An 18,696-nucleotide genomic window follows, 5' to 3' on the forward strand; every position below is an offset into this window, starting at 1 on the left:
AGATTTCTCTGATGCGTGTCGCGGTTGTGCACGACTGGCTCTATGTCTTGGGCGGCGCCGAGCGCGTCCTCGGCGAAATTTTGCAATGCTATCCGCAAGCGCATGTCTTTTCGCTCTTCGATGTTCTCCCCCCCGCAGATCGCGCCATGATCGGCATCGGCCGCGAGACGACGAGCTTTCTGCAAAACGCTCCTTTCGTCGGCACGCATCATCGCTTGTATCTGCCGTTGATGCCATTGGCGATCGAGCAGTTCGATCTCTCCTCCTACGACCTCGTCATCTCCAGCAGCTTCGCCACCGCGAAGGGCGTGCTGACGGGCCCCGATCAGATTCACATTTCCTATGTGCATTCGCCGATGCGATATGCTTGGGACATGCAGCATCAATATTTGCGCAACAATGGCTTCGAGAAAGGGATCAAAGGAGCCGTCGCCCGCATATTGCTTCATTACCTGCGCATCTGGGATACGCGAACGGCGAATGGGCCGGACGTGCTGGTCGCCAATTCGCAATTCGTCGCGCGGCGCATAAAGAAATCATATGGGAGGAAAGCAAAAGTAATCTATCCGCCGGTCTCGCTCGGCCGAGGCGGAGAGGTCTCACGTCAGCCCTATTTCCTCACCGCCAGCCGACTCGTGCCGTATAAGAATGTCGAAGCGATCGTGAGGGCTTTCGCCGAGCTGGAAGATCTTCGGCTGATTGTCGCGGGAGACGGCCCAGAGGCCGCGCGCCTGCGCAAGATCGCAACCGACAATGTCTCCTTCGAAGGCTTCGTCAGCGATGAGCGGCTTCGCTATCTGATGGCCTCCGCGCGCGCTTTTGTTTTCGCCGCCGAGGAGGATTTCGGCATCGTCGTGGTCGAGGCCATGTCGGAAGGAACGCCGGTGCTGGCGCTCGATCGTGGCGGCGCGAGAGAATCGGTGTCCGCGAGGGAGCCGCGTTCGGGAATGTTCTTCGCGAATGCGACGCCGGCGGACATCGCCGATTGCCTACGCAGATTTGTCGCGGAAGAGGATCAGTTTTCCCGCACAGCCTGCCGAAGGCAAGCGCAGAATTTTTCGGCCGAGCGCTTTCGGCGAGAATTCAAAGATCTCGTGGACCGAACGATCGCAGATCGCGAGCGCGGCAAGCAATCGAATTGGACGCCCGCATGGCCTATGACAATCTAGGCGCAACCGTTTCCGATCTGGAGCCGAGGCGCGCGACGAGCTATGCCGCAGACCCGCCGGGACGCGGCCTGCTCGCCGCGCTGTGGCGACGCAAAGTGATATTCGTGGTGATTTTCATCACGATCCTCGGCGCATTCATCGCAGCGCTCCTGGTGCTGCCGGTCCAATATATGGCGACAGGCTCGGTGATCGTCGCCGAGCAGGAGCCCGGCGACAATAATTCTTCCGCCGTTTGGGCGCAGAAGGCCGGCGATCCCGCCGATATGGAGAGTCAGCTTCTCATCATCGGCTCGTCGCGCGTGCTGAAGGCGGCGATCGCCTCGCCGGGCATTCTCGAACTGGCGTTGCAGGATTGCGCCGCGAGCAAAGGGATCGGCGCCTTGCTGGAGAAGCTCGGCCGCCGCTCGGGCTGCGACAAGCTGAGAGAAGACTCCGACGCGCTCGTCGAGTTCGTCCGCACGCGCTATTCCATCGGCAATGTCGGGCGATCGCGCGTCATCGGCATTTCGTACCAATCCACTCGGCCGGAAATAGCGCAGAGGATGGCCAATGCGCTGATCGCCGCCTTCCTCGACGACCAGCGCGCGAACCTGTCGTCCGGGCGCCAGCACGCCGCGGATTGGCTGTGGGCCGAGGTCCATCGGCTCGAGACCGAATTGCGCGACGACGACGGCAAGATTCAAGAATACAAGCGGAAGAAAGGCCTCGCGCGCGGAACCAATGCGCTGATCGATTCCGAACGCCTCACCAGCCTCACACAGCAGCTCTCCACCGCCGAGGCCACGCGCGCGGAGGCGTCGGCGCGGTTGAAGGAGATCACCGCGAACAAGGGAAAGGGCTTGGCCGACTCGCCCGCCGTGCTGGCGAGCCGCAGCGTTTCCGATCTCAAGCAGCAGATCACCATGATCGAGATCCGGCTCGCTTCCGCCCGGACCACGCTCGGCGATCGGCATCCCGCCATGCGCGAGCTGGAGCAGGAGCGCGACATCGCCCAGCGACGGCTCGCCGCCGAGGTCGCCGGCGTCGCCGCCGCGGTGAAACGCAATTACGAAGCCGCCAACTCGCTCGTCGCCTCGCTGAAAGCCAAAGTGGAGGGCGCCAAGACAGAGGTCGGCGACGCAATGATCGACCAGGGCTCCATAGAGACGCTGGTGCATGGCGTCGATATGAAGAGGCGCCAATATTCCGAGCTGTACAAGCGCGCCAGCGAGCTCGATGCGGATCGTCGCGTGCTGAACGGTAGCACGCGCCTCGTGGGCTTGGCCGAGTTCCCCAATCAGCCCTACTTCCCGAAGAAGCTGCCGTTCCTCGCTGCGGGATTGACGCTGGCCACGCTGCTCGGAGCCACGGCGGCGATTTTGCGCGACCGCTTCGACAAGAGCCTGCGCGGCTCGGCCGAGCTGGCGGCTCTCGCCGGCGACGCGCTCTGCGTCGAGCTGCCGCGTTTGGGCAGCGCGCATGGCAGGCTCTTCGGCCTGCTCGAGCGTCGAGATCGCGCCCTGCCTTTGAAGGCTCTCACCAAGCTCGCGGAGAGCGACGAGGCTACGCAACGCGCGCTGTTCGAGATCTATTCGAGCGCGCGCATCGGCGAGGCGAAAGGTTCGAGAATCATCGCCGTGACCTCGCCCGCGCGCGGCGACGGCAAGACATTCCTCACTCTCGCCCTCGCGCATTTCGTGGCGACGATGGGGCATCGCGTGCTGGTCGTCGAATGCGACCGCGCCAATCCCTGCTTCGAATCCGCGCTCGACCTCGAGCACGGCCCGGGTCTGCTCGAGGCGCTGGACGCAACGGCGCCTCTGCGCGACTGCGTGACGGGAACCGCCTCGCGAATGCTCGACGCTCTGCCTCTCGGCGCCTCCGGCAAAGCGGCGCCGCCGCAGATCGGCAAGCGCATCGAGACCGTGGTGAAAGCGACGCGCGACTATGATCTCGTCCTGCTCGACTGCCCGCCAGCGGATGCATTGGACGCGCGCCTTCTGGCTCGTCAGGCGGATTCGATCCTGCTCTGCGCGCGCGCTGGAGGATGCTCTGCGGAGGAAGCGCTCGCGGCGACCGAGGGGCTCACGGCTTCCGGCGGGCGACTGCTCGGCCTCGTCGTCAACATGACGGAGCGCGACGAGGCGCCATTCCAGCAACGCTTTTCGCGTGTAACGGCCTGAGGCGGAGATGGCGAGTCTCGCTGGCGCCAGAACAGAGAACGCGCTCCGTCGCGACGCGGCGCACGGCGCGCGCGACCATTTGATCGGATGCGCCGCAGCGCTCGGCGCATTGCTGATCGCCGGCGCTGTCGGGCCTTTCCTCGGCGCGCCCGCACGCGCGCTCTATGTGCTCGCCTGCGCGGCCGTCGGATGGTGGACATGGCGACGCGGACCCTCGGCTCATGTCGGAGCCGCGCTGCTCCTGTTTCTCTTCACGCCATTCGTGAGGCGGCTTGTCGACGTCCGCCTCGGCTATGACACGAGCAGCCTGATGCTGGTGGGGCCGCTGGCCTGCCTCATGGCGCCTCTTTCCCACATGCTCGGCCTCATGACCTCGGCGGGCCGGATGCGGCGCATGGAGCCTCTGCTCATGGTCATCGCCTGCGTCGTCTATGCGATGATCCTCACCTTGTTCAAAGGCGAATGGATGAGCGCCGCGCGCGACACCGTCAAATGGTTCGCCCCCCTGCTCTACGCCATGCTGCTCGCGGAAACAGCCGACAGGGACGAAATTCTCGCCGCCGTCACCAATGTGTTCGCGATCGCTTTGCCGATCATCGGCGTCTACGGCGTCGTGCAATATGTCGATCCGGCCGTATGGGATCGCTATTGGATGCAGAATGCGCCGATCACCTCCATCGGCCAGCCCGTCCCCTATAGCGTGCGCGTCTTCAGCACGATGAATGCGCCCGCGGGCTTTGCGACCTTCACCGCCGCAGGGCTGCTGCTCGTGTGGTTTCGCAAGAGCGATTGGCTGTCTCAGATCGCCACCGCGCCCGCGGCGCTCGCGCTGTTTCTCTCTCTGTATCGCACCGCCTGGATATCGCTCGTCGCGGCCATGCTGTTCTGCGCCTTGTTCCGCGCGACGCGGGGACGCTCGTTCGTCATGATGTTCGGCCTATGCGCGGCGACCATCGTCGCCTTGATCGCGACGCCCTTCGGCGAGTCGATCAGCGCGAGATTGGCGACCTTCACGGAAGGCAGCCGCGACGGCAGCGCGCGCGAGCGCATCGATCAATATTCCGCTTTATGGAATCTTTCCGACAGCTCGCTGATCGGCGCCGGTTTCACCACGGTCGACACGGGCGTCGCCGGCTCGCAGCCGGTCGACGGAATGATCATCGCCTGCTGGCAGTCGATGGGAATCGTCTTCGGCCTCACTTGCCTCTTCGCGCTGGTGTGGGTCGCTGTCTCGGCGATCATCGACGCGCTGAACGACGGCCGCGCGGAAAGCGTCATGCTCGGCGCATTCGGCGCCTTCTTCCTCGTGCAATTGCCGCTCGCCGGCATAGGCTCGGGCGAGGCCGGCTTTCTCTTCTGGACCTTCATGGCGCTCGCTCTCGCCTCCGTCCCGGCGCCAGGCCTGCGTCACCGCTCCGATTTTCGGCGGCGCGGATGAGCTGGACCCAGCGCCTCCGCTGCGCCGCGCCCCCGGTGAGCCTTCCGAGCACGAGCGCGGCGCCGGCGGCGCGCGCCACGCCGCGCAAGATGGCCGCGCTGCTGATGCTCGGCGCGCTCGCCAGCAAGATTCTCGGCTTCGCGCGCGAGATATTGATGGCGCAAGTGCTGGGCGCATCGCTGCTCGCCGACGGCTACAGAGGCGCCGTCACAGTGATCTTGCTGCCCTTGTGCTTTCTGCAGAATGAGAGCGCGCCGGCCATTCTCATCCCCATGCTGCAACGCGCACAGGCGGAAGGGCGCGCCCCTCGCCTGCTCGCCTCGCTCTGCTGCGCGCTGACGCTCGCCGCCATTGCGGTGATGCTCTGCGTGCAGACGCTCGGCGCATGGTGGATCGATCTGATGCTCGGCGGCTTCACGCCCGAGGGCAAGGCGCTGACGCTGAGCTATGTCGAGATCATGAGCTTCGCCATGCCGGCCTCTGTGCTGGTGAACACGCTGGCGGCGGGCGAGATCGCGCTCGGCAAGACGCGGCTCTCCAATCTGCGCGCCGGCCTTTTGAATCTGTCGATGATCATCGGCCTCGCCCTCTATTCCTTCCTCGGCTGGTTCGGCGCGCTCGCCTGGCCCTTCACTCTCTCCTTCAACGCCTTGGCGCTGTTCGGCCTCTGGTCGCGCTATCGGGAACGCGCGCTGGATCCGAGCGGCGCGCATCCCGCCATGATCTTTGCGGCCGGACGCGAGTTTCTGTGGCGCCTGCGCCCGCTGCTCGCGCTTCCCTTCGCGGAACAGACGCAGGTCTGGATCGAGCGCTTGGCGGCCTCGCGCAACATCACCGGCGCGGTGGCCTCGCTCGACTATTCACGCACGCTCTCGGACACTGCGCTGCTGCTCATCAGCCAGCCGGTCGGGCTCGCCTATATGTCGAGCTATCAGAAAGACGAGAGCCATCGTCAGATCGAAGCGATCACGCGCCTTATCCTCGCGCTCACCGTGCCGGCGTCCGCCTTCGTCTTCGTCTTCGCGTCCGATATCGTGCGGCTGGTGTTTTTCCGCGGCGCCTTCTCGGAGACCGGCCTGCTGCTCGCCAGCGCGACGCTGCGCGGCGTCTCCATCGGCCTATGGGCCTCGACGCTCGGATGGATTCTCCTGCGGCATCTCAACAGCGAGGGCCGCAATGCGCGGGCGACGCTGATCGTCGTCGGCGCCTATCTCGTCAATATCGTCATCAACGCGCTCGGCGCATGGCTGGCGCCGCCGCTCGGCCTCGGCATGCTGCTGATCGGCCTCGGCGAGAGCGCGCGCAGCCTCACATTGCTGGCGGGGACGACATGGGCCTTGCCCAATCGTGGACGGATATTGTCGCTGACATGCGTGGCGGCCGCGCCCGGCGCCGCCATGCTCGCGGCCGGATGGATGATCGAGGCGCAAGCGAACGCCCTCGCGCCGCGGCTCATCGCCGGCGCCGCAGCTTGCGCAGTCTGCACCGCGGCCGGAGCATTCGTGCTGCTGCCGCAGCTGCGTGGCGCGGGCTTTTCGAAGCTGCGAAAATTGCTTGGACCAGGAGAGCGGCCATGAGTCTCGCGTCGAGCTTGACAGACGTCCTGCCGATGGAGGCCGCGCTACGACCTATCGGCGCGCTCCTCGACACGGCGAGGGGCGCGCGCGGCTGTCTTCTCACCTTTCATCGCGCCGCCCCGAGCGCGCTATGGCAACGGCTGCCCAATCGCAATTTCTATCTCGATCTCGCCTATCTCGATCGCCTGCTCGTCTATTTGAAGGCGCAGCGCTGGTCGATCGTGACCATGGAAGAGGCGATAGAGCGCGCAGCCGCAAATCGGCCCGGCGATCGCTTCGTGAATTTTTCCGTCGATGATTGCTACCGAGACACTTTCGAGGAGATCGTCCCTCTGTTCCGCGCGCATGGAGCGCCGGTGACGCTCTTCGTGACCACGGGCATTCCCGATGCGACAATGCCGATGTGGCATGCCGGCCTCGAGGACATCATCCTGAGCAAAGACCGCATTGCTCACGACGGGGAGACAGTAAAAGTCGAGACCGCGCAAGAGAAGCGCGCCGTCTATGCGGCGATCGAGCGGGCCTGGGAAGGCCCCCGCGCCGGCGCGCTCTATTCGGCCTTTTGCGCGGAGAATGGATTCGACGAGGCGCAGCTGCGCGAGAAGCACGCCATCTCCTGGGACATGCTGGAATCGCTGGCGCGCGATCCGCTCGTCGAGATCGGCGCGCATACGGTCGATCATCCGCGCGTCTCGGCGCTCGCCGAAGCGGAGGCGCTCGCCGAGCTCGAAGCCTGCCGTCAGCGCCTGCGCGAACGGCTCGGCCGAGAGGTTCGACATTTCGCCTTTCCCTTCGGCCGCGCGGCCGATGCGGGCGAGCGTGATTTCGAGCTCGCGCGGCGAGCGGGCTTTTCCTCGGCGGCGACGACGCGCAAGGGCGTGATGCGGCGCCGGAGCAATGTATTCAGCCTGCCGCGCAACACGCTGAATGGCGCCGCCAGAAGCCTGGCGATGGCCGAGATGCATTTGACCGGCGTGTCCGGCGTCGTCGCGAGGGTGCTCGGCCGTGTCTGACCTTCGCAGCGCCCCCTCCCCTCTGCGCGTCGTTTCCGTCGCGCATTCCGCCGTCGGCCAGAAAGGCGGACGCCAGCGCTACACGCCCCTGCTCCGCCAGAGCGATCTCGATCTGCATGTCGTCGTGCCGAAAAATTGGCGCGAGTTCGGCCGCTCGCTCATCGGCGAGCCCGCAATCGACCCCGACATGCAGCTACATGTGCTGCCGATCCTGCTCCCGAGCGCGGGTCCGCTGAACTGGTATCTGCATTTCTATCCGCGCCTCCCGCGCCTGCTGCGCAAGGTGCGGCCGCATGTGCTTCATCTTTGGGAAGAGCCTTGGAGCATAGTGGCGCTGCAAGCCGCGCTGACGAAGCAGGATGCGGCGCTCGTGCTCGAGGTCGATCAGAATATACTCAAGACCTTGCCGCCGCCCTTCGAGACCATTCGCCGCTTCGTGCTGAAAAGCTGCGCGCATATTCTCGCGCGCAGCCCGGACGCCGAGGCCGTGGTGAGGGCCGGCGGCTATGAGGGTCCGGTCACGATGATCGGCTATGGCGTGGATCAGGACTGCTTTCGTCCCGACGGAGTCGCGGCGCCGAGTGGCGCGGGATTGCGCATCGGCTATGTCGGCCGTCTCGTCGAGGAGAAGGGGCTCGACGATGTGCTGGATGCGATCGCGCGTGCGGAGGCCAGTGTCAGCCTCGATCTGATCGGCGCCGGCCCGCATGAAGGCAAATTGCGCGCGCGTGTGGAGCGCCTCGGCCTCGGCGAGCGCGTGAGCTTTCGCGATTGGGCGCCGCCGCATGAGGTCGCGCAATTCATGCGCGGGCTCGACGCGCTGATCTTGTTCACGCGCACGACGCCGCGCGTCCGCGAGCAATTCGGCCGCGTCATCATCGAGGCGCAGAGCTGCGGCGTGCCAGTGATCGGCTCCACCGGCGGCGCGATCCCCGATGTGATCGGCGAAGGCGGATGGGTCGCGCCCGAGCGCGACAGCGCGGCGCTCGCGCGCCTGCTCGACGACATCGCCGTCGGAAAATACGATCTGCGCGCGACATCACGCGCTGCGCTGGAGAATGTCGCCGCGCGCTTCACCTATGAAGAGGTCGCGCGCACGCTGCGGCGCGCTTGGCTCGAGGCCCATGATGCGCCGTCGATCAGGGCTTAGGCCGGGGCAGGAAAACCATATAGGTCTCGTCCGGCTTCAGCCCGGCGAAGCGATGCTCCGGTCCCGCCACAGGGACGCGTCGACGCAATCCGTCCCAGCCCCACAGCTCCGCGGTGACGGCCCATGCCGGCAAGGGCACGGTCCATGCGGAGCCGGGCGCGTCGGTCCAGCCCTCGAGATCATGCCAGACCAACAATCGTCCCGTCGGACCTTCCAGCGTCAGCAGCCCCTTCTCGCGATCGATGGAGACGAAATGCATCGAGCCCGCGAGCGCGATCAGATTGCGCAGCACAATGGCGCGCGCCTCCGGCCGCCAAGGAGCGGCGCCGGACGCCATGGCGTAGCTCGGCCCCTCGATCGCGCCAGTGTCGCCGAGGTTCCAGGGCATGGCCAAAACGGTCGCAGGCCTGCGCCCGTCGGCGCCGACCACCGCCATCTCGTCCCAAAAGGCCGTCAGGAACAGCTTGGCGGCGGTCTCCGGCCGCGCCCAGCCTTCGGATTTCGAGATATTATATTCGGTTGCGTAGAAATTAATGTCGCGCGAAAGCCCCATAGCCTTTTTGACGCGATCGAAGCAGCTCTGCGCCGAGAATTGGCGACCGCGAGTCAAAGGAAACCAGCGGAAGTTATAATAAGTGTGCAGATCGACGCCATCGAGGCGACCATCCTCGAGCAGTGGCGCAATGGCCGGGCCATAGCCGCGCAAAGTCGCGTCGCCATGCGAGTTGCAAGTGGCGAAGCCGCCGGGCACGACCTTCAGATCACGATTGACGCTGTGAACGCCATCGGCGAGCCCCTCCAGCGCGCGCCGATATTCCTCGCGCGGAATGGTCGCCTGCACATCCGGCTCGTTGATCGCCGTGAAGATGGTCGCGCCCCATCCGCTCACCTGATTGGCCTTCGCCCACTCGCCGCCGGGCTGAAAGCGCCGCGCATAAGCGACGCCGGCGATGAACCAGTCTCGGTAGGAGCCGATCGGCTGCGGCGGATCGAGAAACTGATAAGAGCCTTCGTATTCCAGCAGAATGACCGGCGTGATTCCGCGCTCATACGCCTCGCGCATTGCGGCGTCGAAATCGCTCGGCGTCGGCTTGCGGTCGAGCGTGCGCCAGCCATAGGAATCCATGCGGCCGAGCGGCGCGCCGACTCCGCGCAGCGCCGCATAGATTTGCGCGGAAGGCGCTCCGTGCAGATGCGTCACCAGATTCCCGCCGCCGATGCGCATCCGCAACGGCGCATCGGCCTCGGAGGCCCTATCCTCGCAAAAGGCGGCCGATGCGACGAATAGCAGCGTCGAGCACGCTATTCTTACGAAGATTCCTGTCATGGACTTACCAATGGGCTCACACAATTCACTCGAAATCGTTCAGGTCGTGCAAGAATTCAGCCGAGACGGCGGCGTCGAGAATGTCGCCTTCGAACTCACGAAAGCCTTCACACGCGCCGGAGCGCGAAACAGCGTCGTGGCCGCGGTCGTCGCGGACGATGGCGACGCGCCCTCCGAAATAGAGCAGATCACGCCATGGCTCTCGCACGTGCCGACGCGCGGCGCCATGCGCCATATCGGCCGGCTTGTCGTCATGCCGATCTTCACGCTCGCCGCGACGCTGGCCCTTCGGCGCCGCGCGCGGACGGCGCAGATCATCAGCCATGGCGACTGCCTGCGCGGCGACATGCTCGTCGTCCACGCCGTGAATGCGGAAAGTCTCCTGCAGAAACGTAAGGCCGGCAATTGGGGCTGGCTTATCAATCCTATGCATTATTGGGTCGCCCTGCGTGACCGATGGATGATCGGCGGGCTCCGCTACCGCAAATACATCGCCGTCTCCGCTCGCGTCCGCGAAGAATTGCAACTGCATTACAATGTCCCCGCCGAGCGAATTCGCGTCATCTACAATGGCATCGATCTCGATCGTTTCCAAGCCTCGGAGGAAGCGCGCGCGCAAATTCGCAGCGAATTCGGAATACCCCGCGACGCGCGGCTGCTGCTGTTCGTCGGACATGAATTTGCGCGCAAGGGACTCGCGCCGCTGATCGAAGCGCTGGCGCTTCTGGACGACCGCTATTGGCTGGCGGTGGTCGGTTCCGACAATCCAGCGCGCTACAGAAAGCTCGCCGCGCAGGCCGAGGGCCGCCTCGTTTTTTGCGGCGCGAGGCGCGACGTCGCCGCCTTTTATGCCGCGGCCGACGCTTTCGTGCTGCCGACCGCCTATGAGACCTTCTCGCTCGTCTGCATGGAGGCGATGGCGGCCGGCCTCCCGGTCTTCGCGACCCGCGTCGGCGGAATCGAAGACTATTTGCGGGACGGCCTGAACGGCTTTGCGATCGAGCGGAACGCCCGGAATATTACGGAAAAATTGCGCTCCGCCTTCGAGGACGAGGCCGGCTTCGCGACATTGCGGGCCGGCGCCCGCGCCACCGCCGAGAGCTTCGGCTGGGACCGCGTCGCGACGAAATATCTAGAATTGTTAGAAGAATTAAAAAAGGAAGCGCTGGCGGAGACAAAGCGATAACTTCGTCGAAAGCCTCCGCACGGCGGAACTACACGAAGAAGCAACAAACATTCCGCATTGCGCGCTCGGAGGACAGTCAAACCTGCAGAATTTGCGCTTGGTAAATCATTCGGCGCGAGCTAGACAACATCGATGGGGAAAGCTGGAACTCGGTTATGCGGAAGTGGTTGAAGCTGAAGCCGCTCATGGCGAAATCGGGGGAGATGCTGCACCTCGACGCGCTTCGCTTCCTCGCCGCGCTCGGAATCGTGTTTCATCACTCCAAAGAGTTCATGCTCTCTTCCGCCGCCAATGAGCGCTCGGATGGCCTGGCTCTATTCGTCGATATGTTTTTCATCATATCTGGATATGTCATATCTTACATGTATTTCGGCCGCATCGACGATCTGAGCTCTTATGGCGGCTTTTTAAAAAAGCGCATCGCGAGACTATTCCCGCTTCATCTGCTGACGCTCATTGTTTCAGCGATCCTATATGCGGGATTTTCGGCGCTGCAATTGCCGAGCCGGCATACCCCTTCCTTCAGCCCGCTGTGCATAGCGGATACGATCCTATTGCTGCATACGATCATCGAATGTGGAAATCGTCAGTATTTCAACGGCGTCAACTGGTCGATCAGCGTCGAGATGATGATGTATATCGGCTTTCCTATCGCCATTATTCTCGCTCGAAGCGCCAGGCAGAGAGACGTTTTCGTCATCGCGACGATCTGCGTCGCAATCATTCTCGGCGCCCTTTACCGATACGGTCTCGATTTCGGCGTTCATGATTGGATCGACACCGACCGTTTTCATCCGCTTCTGCGCGGCGTTTTCGGCTTCGGCATCGGCGTGGCGCTCTTCCGGCTCCGTCATCTCCTCGAGCCGTTCACACCGCCTATCCCCATTCTCGCGGGAGGCCTGCTGGCGATCGTGGCCGCCATGCTCTCGGGACAATCGCCCTTGCTGATCTTGGCTCTGATCATCTTGCTCGTGACGGGCGCCGCAGCGCGCGACCTCTACGCGGCCGCCACGCCCGGCCTGACGCAGATCGCGCCGCTCGGACAGCTCACCTATTCGATCTATATGTGGCACAATTTGTTTATTCTGGTTTTAATAAACATCGTCGGCGACAAGCTGATGAAGGGCAGCGGAATCGCAATCGTCGCGCTGAGCCTCGTCTGCTATGCGTGCATCTTCGCAACGAGCCTTATTTCATTTCATCTATTCGAGGTTCCGATGCGGCGCGCGATCGATGGAATTTCCGTCTTCGGCAAGGCTCGCGCGCAGAAATCGAGCGTCGCGAGCTGAATGCGCGAAAGGCGCGCGCGACCGTCAAGCGGCGCCGACGCCTCTCGCCGGCAAACATTCCAGCAGTCGCTCCCAGAGATCGAGAGCGACGCGCTTGTCGAGCTCTTCCTCGCAGAGCCGGCGCGCCTTCATGCCAATGTCACTGCAACGAGCCGGATCCAGCGCGAGCGCCGAGATCTGCGCTGCCAACTCCTCCCCATCTCCGTGTGGCGCCACGGATCCGAGATCGCTTCGCCTGACGATCTGCGCAATCTCACCGTCCAAATCGCCGATGAAAATCGTCGGACGACCGGCCGCGGCGACGCCATAGAATTTGCTGGGCACGACCGAGCCCTCGAGATCGGGTCGAAGGCACACGAGATGGACATCCGCCGCCGATAGGCTCTCCGAGAGGCGCTCGCGCGGCTGGTAGGGCGCGAATAAAACGCCCTTCAGCCCCTTGGCGCGCAGCTCGCGTCTGAATGCATCGTGAAGCGCGCCCCCGCCCACGAATAGCCATCGAATTGTCGGGGCCTCCGAAGGCCCGCCGCTCAGGCGCTCGATCGCGCCCAGCATAGCGCGATAATCATGCGCGCGCCCGAGATTGCCAGAATAGCCGACGACAAAGGAGCCTTCGAGCCCCCATTCTTTTCGCAGCGGATTGTCTTTTGGCGCGACCGGACGGATCCGCTCGGCGTCCGCCCAGTTCGGAATGACGGCGATGCGATCCGCCGCCACGCCCAGCGACGACAATCGCTCCGCCATTTTTTTACCCACCGCCACATTCATCGCCGCCGCACGCAATGATGCGTTGCGCAGCGCATGAAGCAGGTCGTAGACGAGACCCGGAAGCTGGCGTCTGCCGAGCCCCACGGCCTGGGCCACCTCCGGAAATAGATCCTGTAGCCAATTGACCAGAAGCGCGCCGCGCAAATACGCGATCGGAGCGACGATGACGGACAGTATCGGTGGGTCGGTCTCGGCGATGATAATGTCTCCGGCGCGCGCTAATCGCAAGAGTCGCCACGCGGCGGACAGATAGAAGGTCACATAGTCGATCGCCCGACCGATGAGATCGCCGCGGCCGAAGCGCGACGTCCACACACGAAAAACCTCGACCCCGCGGATGACCTCATGAGCCGGCAAGAGATCGTCTGACGCGTCATATCGCAGCCGCGAGGCGATGACGCGCACATCATGCCCACGCGCGCTCAATCCGAACGCCAGATCGGATAATATCTGGCTCGTCGCCGAATGGTCTGGGTGAAAATAGCGGTTCACGAAAATGAGCATCACGACTCCGAGTGCTGCGGCGCTCGAAGCCGGCGCTCAACCATTTCGACGACGAATGAAGCTGTTCCCCAACGCCAGCACATCCATCTTGGTTCTCAAGAAGCAGTCCAGCGCCTCGTCGGGCCTGCAAACCATGGGCTCGTTCTCGTTGAACGATGTGTTGAGCACCATGGGCACGCCCGTCCGCACCCGGAACGCCTCGATCAATCCCCAATAGCGCGGATTGGTCTCACGGTGAACCGTCTGCAAGCGCCCCGATCCGTCGACATGGGTGATCGCGGGTATCGCCGCACGCTTCTCTTCCCTTATCTGAAACACTTGCATCATGAACGGCACGTCGCCATCCTCCTCGAACCAATGCGCGACGCTCTCTCTCTGAATCGAAGGCGCAAAGGGACGGAAGCTCTCGCGACGCTTGATTTTGAGATTTAGAATGTCCTTCATATCGGCGCGGCGCGGATCGCAAATGATCGAGCGATTGCCGAGCGCGCGCGGTCCCCACTCCATCCGCCCTTGGAACCAGCCGACAACCTCACCCTGCGCTATGGCGTCCGCAGCACGCTCGCACAGCGCGGCTTCGTCTCCGATATGCTCGACGACGCAATCCTGACCGGCGAGCTCCGCCCGGCGCGCGGCGAGCAAAGCCTCGATCGCCTTGTCGTCATAGGTTGGACCGAGATAGGCGTGATCCATCACGCTTCGGCCCGATATCCTATCCCCCTCCAGCGCCGTAGCCGTCGATGCTCCAGACACGATGCCCCCGAGCTCGCTCCAGACCTGCATCGCAGCGCCGATCGCGCCGCCAGCGTCACCTACCGCAGACTGAATATAGACCCGACGGAACGGCGAATTACGCTTGATCTTGCCATTCGCCACCGAATTCATCGCGCAGCCCCCGGCGAGCGTGAGATCGGAATGTCGATATCGTTCATGAAGCTTAGTCAGCAAATGGAAGAAGGCTTCTTCATACATCGCTTGCGCAGAACGCGCGATATTGCGATGGCGCTCCTCCAGCGGCTCGTCCTCGGTCCGCGCCGGTCCCAGCAGATCCTCGAAGGCCGGACTATAGAGCACGCCGACATGAGGCGCGCCGCCAGTCCATTCATACGCGATTTTTTCCTTATGATGGCGGAAATAGCGGAGATCGAGCGCGAAAGCGCCATTGTCCTCGAGCCGAAGAATACGTCGCATCGCGCTCGTGAAAAGGGGTCGGCCATAGGGCGCGAGCCCCATGACCTTATATTCGTCGCCATAGTGCGGAAAGCCGAGATATTGCGTGATCGCCTGGTAGAAGATCCCCAGCGAATGCGGAAAATAGACACGTCCGTCGATCGACACGCCATTTCGATCGCCCATGCCCCAGGCGGCGCTCGAAAAGTCGCCGAACCCATCCACCGATAGAACCACCGCGCGCTCGAAGGGCGAGACCAGAAACGCAGAGGCCGCGTGAGCCACATGATGCTCGATGCGATGAATCTCCCCCTCGAAGGTCGCTCCCGGGAATGCGTTCGCCAATTCCGCCTCGATCGATCGCCGCTTTTTCTGATTGCGGATGCGATCCGCAATGAGCGAAAGATCGGGGCGCGTCTTCAGCGCATAGCCGATCTTACGAAGGAGGCTGGCCTTCGGATCGGAATTCACCGCGATATGCGCCACATCAGCGAGCCTCAGACCACCTTCCTCGAGGCAATAGCGGATGGCCTCCGATGGAAACCCCGCCCAATGCTTGACGCGGCGGAAACGCTCCTCCTCCGCCGCCGCGACAATCGAGCCGTCACGCACGAGACAGGCAGAAGCGTCGCCATGATAGGCGTTGAGCCCGAGTATGGTCGTCACGCTATCCCCTTTCTGACCCACCGCCGAATTCAGTCTCGCCGCCAACCATCCACGCGCCCGTCCGTCGCACCACTGGGAGAGTCGTCTCACAGCAGCCTTTGAAAGCGCGCCCATTGCTGCGTCGCACAGCGGTTGCAGAGGAGATCAAAGGCATTTCCATTTTACCGCACTGTGGGTGAGTTGAAACTCTTACCCGCATCGATCGAGACGCCAATGCTCGTTCGACATGTGCTCACATAGCGCGCCGAGCATCGAGCAATCGATCCGGTCTTGCAAGCGCATAGGAATGGCGACCAAGCTCGATGAGCTGATAACGTCTTGGGGCGTTGCAGCCTGCGAGTTTGAAGTCGACGTGCACGACCCCGCGGATTCGCGTGCTCGGCCACAAAGTGAGGATCGTAGCGCGTCACGCGCGACGCTCTGTCGGCCATATGCAACGAGCGACATCGACCGATCATGGAGACTTCGAGAAAGTGGTTCGCCTCGATAGCCATCGCGACCTCGATCGAGCTTCACAACGGCGTCGCCCCAACCGCCGGCAGCTCGCAAAATCTTGGTGGCGACCCGTTCGCGGAACGGATGAAGCTCATCCCGGCCCTTCGGTCGCATTGGCATGGAGCGGAATCGACGGAAAAGCCATCTTGAAGGTCGCGCCTCCGCCGATCGTATCCTCGATCCAGATGCGGCCGCCATGGGCCGTCATCAGCTCTTTCCCGATCGCCAAGCCGAGGCCGGTTCCGTCCGCGACGGCGCTCTTGCGCCAGAAGGGCTCGAAAACCATGTCCCGATCCTCGGGCGCGACGCCCGCGCCGTGATCGACGACCGATACAGAAGGACCGTCATCGACAATGACGACGATCGCTCCGCCCGAAGGCTCGGCCCGCAACGCATTGTCGATGACATTGGAGACAACGGACTCGATCGCCATGTGATCGCCTCGGATCGTGACGGGCGTGGGGGACGCGATGAAATCGATCTGGCGATTGCTCCGATAGGCGAGGAGAAGCGCGTCGGAGACGATGGCCTGCGTCGTCTCCACGAGGTCGAACCGCTCGAAAGCATCCTCGGCGTGCGCGCCGATGCGGGAGACCGCGAGCAATTGCTCGACGATATTGCGGATGCGGCGGGCATCGCGCTTCAGATCATTCTTCAGCGTCGGCTCCTCCGGCGCGTCGAGCCGCGCGCTCAATATGGCGACCGGAGTGCGAAGCTCATGCGCGGCGTTGGCGGTGAAGCGGCGTAGCGTCATGGCGCCGTCGTCGAGACGGGCCAGCGTCTCATTGGTCGTTCGCACGAGCGGCGCCAGCTCGTCGGGATAATTGCCTTCGGGCAGGCGCTGGTGCAGAGAGTTCAGATCTATGCCCGTCAAGCCTGTTGTGAATTCGCGGATCGGCCGTAGCTCGCGCCGGATCGCGAACCATAAGACAGGGACCGACACCACGAGCGGCGTGACCAGATAATAGATATGACCCCAGGATTGCTTCAGGAACCCGATTACGAGATCGGTCCAATGGCCCTTGAAGCCATAGACGACGACTTGAAGTCGGCCGATCGGCGTTTCATTGGCTTCCATCACGGCGTCGCCATTGGCGCGATCGCGGCCCGGCAGCGTGAATTCGATCCAGTTCGGCTTATAGGGCAGCAGCGCGGCGAAGCTGCCGGCGAGCTCCGGCGACGAGCCGGAAGCGACCAATTCCCTCTCCGGATCGAACACAGCGAAGCGCAGACCGGGATTGCGCTCGATCTCTCGTCGCAGCGCCGCGGACGCCTCGATGCGAACGAAGCCGCTCTCGTCGCGCGTCAATGATGCGATCACCAGCTCGCGCGCGCGCATGACGGCGTAGAATTTCAGCGTGTCGTAATTGAACCCGACGACGCCGTAATGATCGAGGAAGATGCTGACGAACCAGCCGATCGCGAAGGCCGATATCTGCGTGACGACGAGCGTTCGCAGCAGACGGGTCGACAGCGACCAGCGCTTCATCGTCCAGCCGCTTCCGTGAGCATGTAGCCGATGCCGCGCGCGGTCAGGATCGTCACATCGGCGTCGGCCGAGGTGAGGCGCTGCCGCAGACGCGAGACGAGAGTGTCGATCGCATTCGACTGCACATCGTCGCCGGTGCTGAAGACCTCGTCGAGCAGCACATCGCGCGTCACGACGCGGTCGGCGCGCCGGACCAGCGCTTCGAGAAGCGTGAGCTCGCGACGTCGCAATGTGATCGGCCGTCCCTCGATGGCGACGCCCCGCGTCGCCGGATCGAAGGACAGCGCGCCGATGCGGATCGGCGGCAGCGAAGCGCTGCCGGGACGACGCAGGCAGGCGCGCACGCGGGCGATAAGCTCCTCGCCCTGAAAGGGCTTGGTCAGATAATCGTCGGCTCCGGCTTCCAGGCCGGACACTTTGCTGGTGAGCGAATCGAGCGCGGTCAGCATCATCACTCGCGCGCCGGGCCGCATGGCGCGGATGCGCGGGATCAGCTCGGCGCCGTCGCCGTCCGGCAGGCGCCGGTCGAGCAGATTGAGGTCATAGGCGATCTGCCGCGTCGCCTCTTCCGCCTCGCGGATCGACGTCGCATGGTCGATCACGAAGCCCGCGCCTTTGAGCAGGGAGGAGAGGAGCCGCGACATGTCGGGCTCGTCCTCCACCAACAGGATCTTCACTGGACGCCGCTCCAGTCTTGTCTATCCCAGCCCCGCAACGGACGTAGCACGGCCGGATTGTTGCCGTAAAGTCACAGTCAGGCTGAAGATCGCGGCGGGGCAATTTTGACAGACTGGTGATAGGAAGCCTCTCTACCGTTTCGGGAAATCGACAACGGAGACGGGACGACGGTGCAGCGGAAACTCCGAGCGAGGGAAAAAGGCGCGATGCTCGGGACGACGCTGCGCGCGCTCGCCTTCGCCGCGCTCGCCTTCGTCCTGCTGCTGCAGAACATCGTCGCAACGGGGCAGGCCCATGCGCGGCGCGCGGGCGTCGGCGCCCCCGCCGCGACGTCGCTCTCGAAGCTCTGCATGCCGGGCGCCGCCGGCGACGCGCAGCACGCCGATCATAAAGCCGCCTGCGTCCTCTGCTGCGGCGCGCAACAGAGCCCGTCGCCGCCGCCGCGCGAGGCGGCGTCGAACCACCTCGCGCGGCGCATCGCCGTCTTTCTCGATCGCGCGCCCGAGAGCCCGCGCACGCCGTCCGCGCAGAGCGGATGGGCGAGCTCCTGGTCCTCGCGCGCGCCGCCTGCTCGCCCCTGACCGATCGAAGGCGGCCCCGAGCCGCACATCCCCT

14 protein-coding genes are annotated in these 18,696 nt (G+C 63.8%); 9 read left to right on the forward strand and 5 right to left on the reverse strand.

Features of this window, described 5'->3' with window-relative positions; all coding sequences use genetic code 11:
• Positions 1-11 precede the first annotated feature (11 nt).
• The 6 genes from METLW3_RS0112650 to METLW3_RS0112675 are packed head-to-tail and all read left to right on the forward strand — an operon-like array spanning position 12 to position 8,509.
• Positions 12-1,169 carry a glycosyltransferase gene (locus tag METLW3_RS0112650; protein WP_024880267.1) on the forward strand — a complete coding sequence of 386 codons (1,158 nt, stop codon included), beginning with the start codon at positions 12-14 and terminating at the stop codon, positions 1,167-1,169.
• Positions 1,151-3,331 (forward strand): polysaccharide biosynthesis tyrosine autokinase, encoded by a 2,181-nt coding sequence (locus METLW3_RS0112655; RefSeq protein WP_157516562.1) that lies wholly within the window; start codon positions 1,151-1,153, stop codon positions 3,329-3,331. Before METLW3_RS0112650 ends, METLW3_RS0112655 begins: the two co-directional genes overlap by 19 nt.
• A 7-nt stretch (positions 3,332-3,338) precedes the next feature.
• On the forward strand, positions 3,339-4,769 hold the full coding sequence (locus tag METLW3_RS0112660; RefSeq protein WP_024880269.1) for an O-antigen ligase family protein: 1,431 nt from the start codon (positions 3,339-3,341) through the stop codon (positions 4,767-4,769).
• The gene (locus METLW3_RS0112665) at positions 4,766-6,346 is read left to right on the forward strand and encodes a lipid II flippase MurJ (protein WP_024880270.1); all 1,581 of its coding nucleotides are present in this window, start codon (positions 4,766-4,768) and stop codon (positions 6,344-6,346) included. The genes METLW3_RS0112660 and METLW3_RS0112665 overlap by 4 nt, the downstream gene beginning before the upstream one ends.
• Positions 6,343-7,359: a polysaccharide deacetylase family protein gene (locus tag METLW3_RS0112670; protein ID WP_024880271.1), complete on the forward strand. Its 1,017-nt coding sequence runs from the start codon at positions 6,343-6,345 to the stop codon at positions 7,357-7,359. The genes METLW3_RS0112665 and METLW3_RS0112670 overlap by 4 nt, the downstream gene beginning before the upstream one ends.
• A complete protein-coding gene (locus METLW3_RS0112675; RefSeq protein WP_024880272.1) occupies positions 7,352-8,509 on the forward strand; it encodes a glycosyltransferase in 1,158 nt (385 codons plus the stop codon). Before METLW3_RS0112670 ends, METLW3_RS0112675 begins: the two co-directional genes overlap by 8 nt.
• Here METLW3_RS0112675 and METLW3_RS0112680 read toward each other — a convergent pair.
• Complete coding sequence (locus METLW3_RS0112680; RefSeq protein ID WP_036291612.1) at positions 8,499-9,734, reverse strand: hypothetical protein; 1,236 nt, start codon at positions 9,732-9,734, stop codon at positions 8,499-8,501. The two genes, METLW3_RS0112675 and METLW3_RS0112680, sit on opposite strands and share 11 nt — an antisense overlap.
• Positions 9,735-9,846: 112 nt before the next feature.
• Here METLW3_RS0112680 and METLW3_RS0112685 point away from each other — a divergent pair, with 112 nt between their 5' ends.
• The gene (locus METLW3_RS0112685) at positions 9,847-11,022 is read left to right on the forward strand and encodes a glycosyltransferase family 4 protein (RefSeq protein ID WP_024880274.1); all 1,176 of its coding nucleotides are present in this window, start codon (positions 9,847-9,849) and stop codon (positions 11,020-11,022) included.
• A gap of 155 nt (positions 11,023-11,177) precedes the next feature.
• Entirely contained in the window at positions 11,178-12,311 is a 1,134-nt protein-coding gene (locus METLW3_RS0112690) for an acyltransferase (RefSeq protein WP_036308892.1), read from the forward strand.
• Between the two features lie 24 nt (positions 12,312-12,335).
• Here the strand turns inward: METLW3_RS0112690 and METLW3_RS0112695 are convergent, their stop codons facing one another.
• From METLW3_RS0112695 to METLW3_RS0112710, 4 genes are all read right to left on the reverse strand, one after another.
• Positions 12,336-13,583, reverse strand: coding sequence for a glycosyltransferase family 4 protein (locus tag METLW3_RS0112695; protein WP_083967327.1), 1,248 nt, complete (start codon positions 13,581-13,583; stop codon positions 12,336-12,338).
• Positions 13,584-13,619: 36 nt separating this feature from the next.
• On the reverse strand, positions 13,620-15,419 hold the full coding sequence (locus METLW3_RS0112700; RefSeq protein ID WP_024880277.1) for a carbamoyltransferase C-terminal domain-containing protein: 1,800 nt from the start codon (positions 15,417-15,419) through the stop codon (positions 13,620-13,622).
• Between the two features lie 586 nt (positions 15,420-16,005).
• A complete protein-coding gene (locus tag METLW3_RS0112705) occupies positions 16,006-17,403 on the reverse strand; it encodes a HAMP domain-containing sensor histidine kinase (RefSeq protein WP_024880278.1) in 1,398 nt (465 codons plus the stop codon).
• Complete coding sequence (locus METLW3_RS0112710; protein ID WP_024880279.1) at positions 17,400-18,080, reverse strand: response regulator transcription factor; 681 nt, start codon at positions 18,078-18,080, stop codon at positions 17,400-17,402. The genes METLW3_RS0112705 and METLW3_RS0112710 overlap by 4 nt, the downstream gene beginning before the upstream one ends.
• Positions 18,081-18,287: 207 nt before the next feature.
• On the opposite strand from METLW3_RS0112710, the gene METLW3_RS0112715 reads away from it, so the two are divergent.
• Positions 18,288-18,662 carry a hypothetical protein gene (locus METLW3_RS0112715; protein WP_024880280.1) on the forward strand — a complete coding sequence of 125 codons (375 nt, stop codon included), beginning with the start codon at positions 18,288-18,290 and terminating at the stop codon, positions 18,660-18,662.
• The last annotated feature ends 34 nt before the right edge of the window (positions 18,663-18,696 follow it).

It is taken from the genome of Methylosinus sp. LW3 (genome assembly GCF_000527115.1).
In the GTDB taxonomy this organism is placed as follows: domain Bacteria; phylum Pseudomonadota; class Alphaproteobacteria; order Rhizobiales; family Beijerinckiaceae; genus Methylosinus.

Excerpts from the sequence above, each read along its gene's own strand:
- METLW3_RS0112650 (WP_024880267.1), top strand. The coding sequence starts at position 12 with ATGCGTGTCGCGGTTGTGCACGACTGGCTCTATGTCTTGGGCGGCGCC.
- METLW3_RS0112655 (WP_157516562.1), top strand. The coding sequence starts at position 1,151 with ATGGCCTATGACAATCTAGGCGCAACCGTTTCCGATCTGGAGCCGAGG.
- METLW3_RS0112660 (WP_024880269.1), top strand. The coding sequence starts at position 3,339 with ATGGCGAGTCTCGCTGGCGCCAGAACAGAGAACGCGCTCCGTCGCGAC.
- METLW3_RS0112665 (WP_024880270.1), top strand. The coding sequence starts at position 4,766 with ATGAGCTGGACCCAGCGCCTCCGCTGCGCCGCGCCCCCGGTGAGCCTT.
- METLW3_RS0112670 (WP_024880271.1), top strand. The coding sequence starts at position 6,343 with ATGAGTCTCGCGTCGAGCTTGACAGACGTCCTGCCGATGGAGGCCGCG.
- METLW3_RS0112680 (WP_036291612.1), bottom strand. The coding sequence starts at position 9,734 with ATGCGCATCGGCGGCGGGAATCTGGTGACGCATCTGCACGGAGCGCCT.
- METLW3_RS0112685 (WP_024880274.1), top strand. The coding sequence starts at position 9,847 with ATGGGCTCACACAATTCACTCGAAATCGTTCAGGTCGTGCAAGAATTC.
- METLW3_RS0112690 (WP_036308892.1), top strand. The coding sequence starts at position 11,178 with ATGCGGAAGTGGTTGAAGCTGAAGCCGCTCATGGCGAAATCGGGGGAG.
- METLW3_RS0112695 (WP_083967327.1), bottom strand. The coding sequence starts at position 13,583 with ATGCTCATTTTCGTGAACCGCTATTTTCACCCAGACCATTCGGCGACG.
- METLW3_RS0112705 (WP_024880278.1), bottom strand. The coding sequence starts at position 17,403 with ATGAAGCGCTGGTCGCTGTCGACCCGTCTGCTGCGAACGCTCGTCGTC.
- METLW3_RS0112715 (WP_024880280.1), top strand. The coding sequence starts at position 18,288 with ATGCTCGGGACGACGCTGCGCGCGCTCGCCTTCGCCGCGCTCGCCTTC.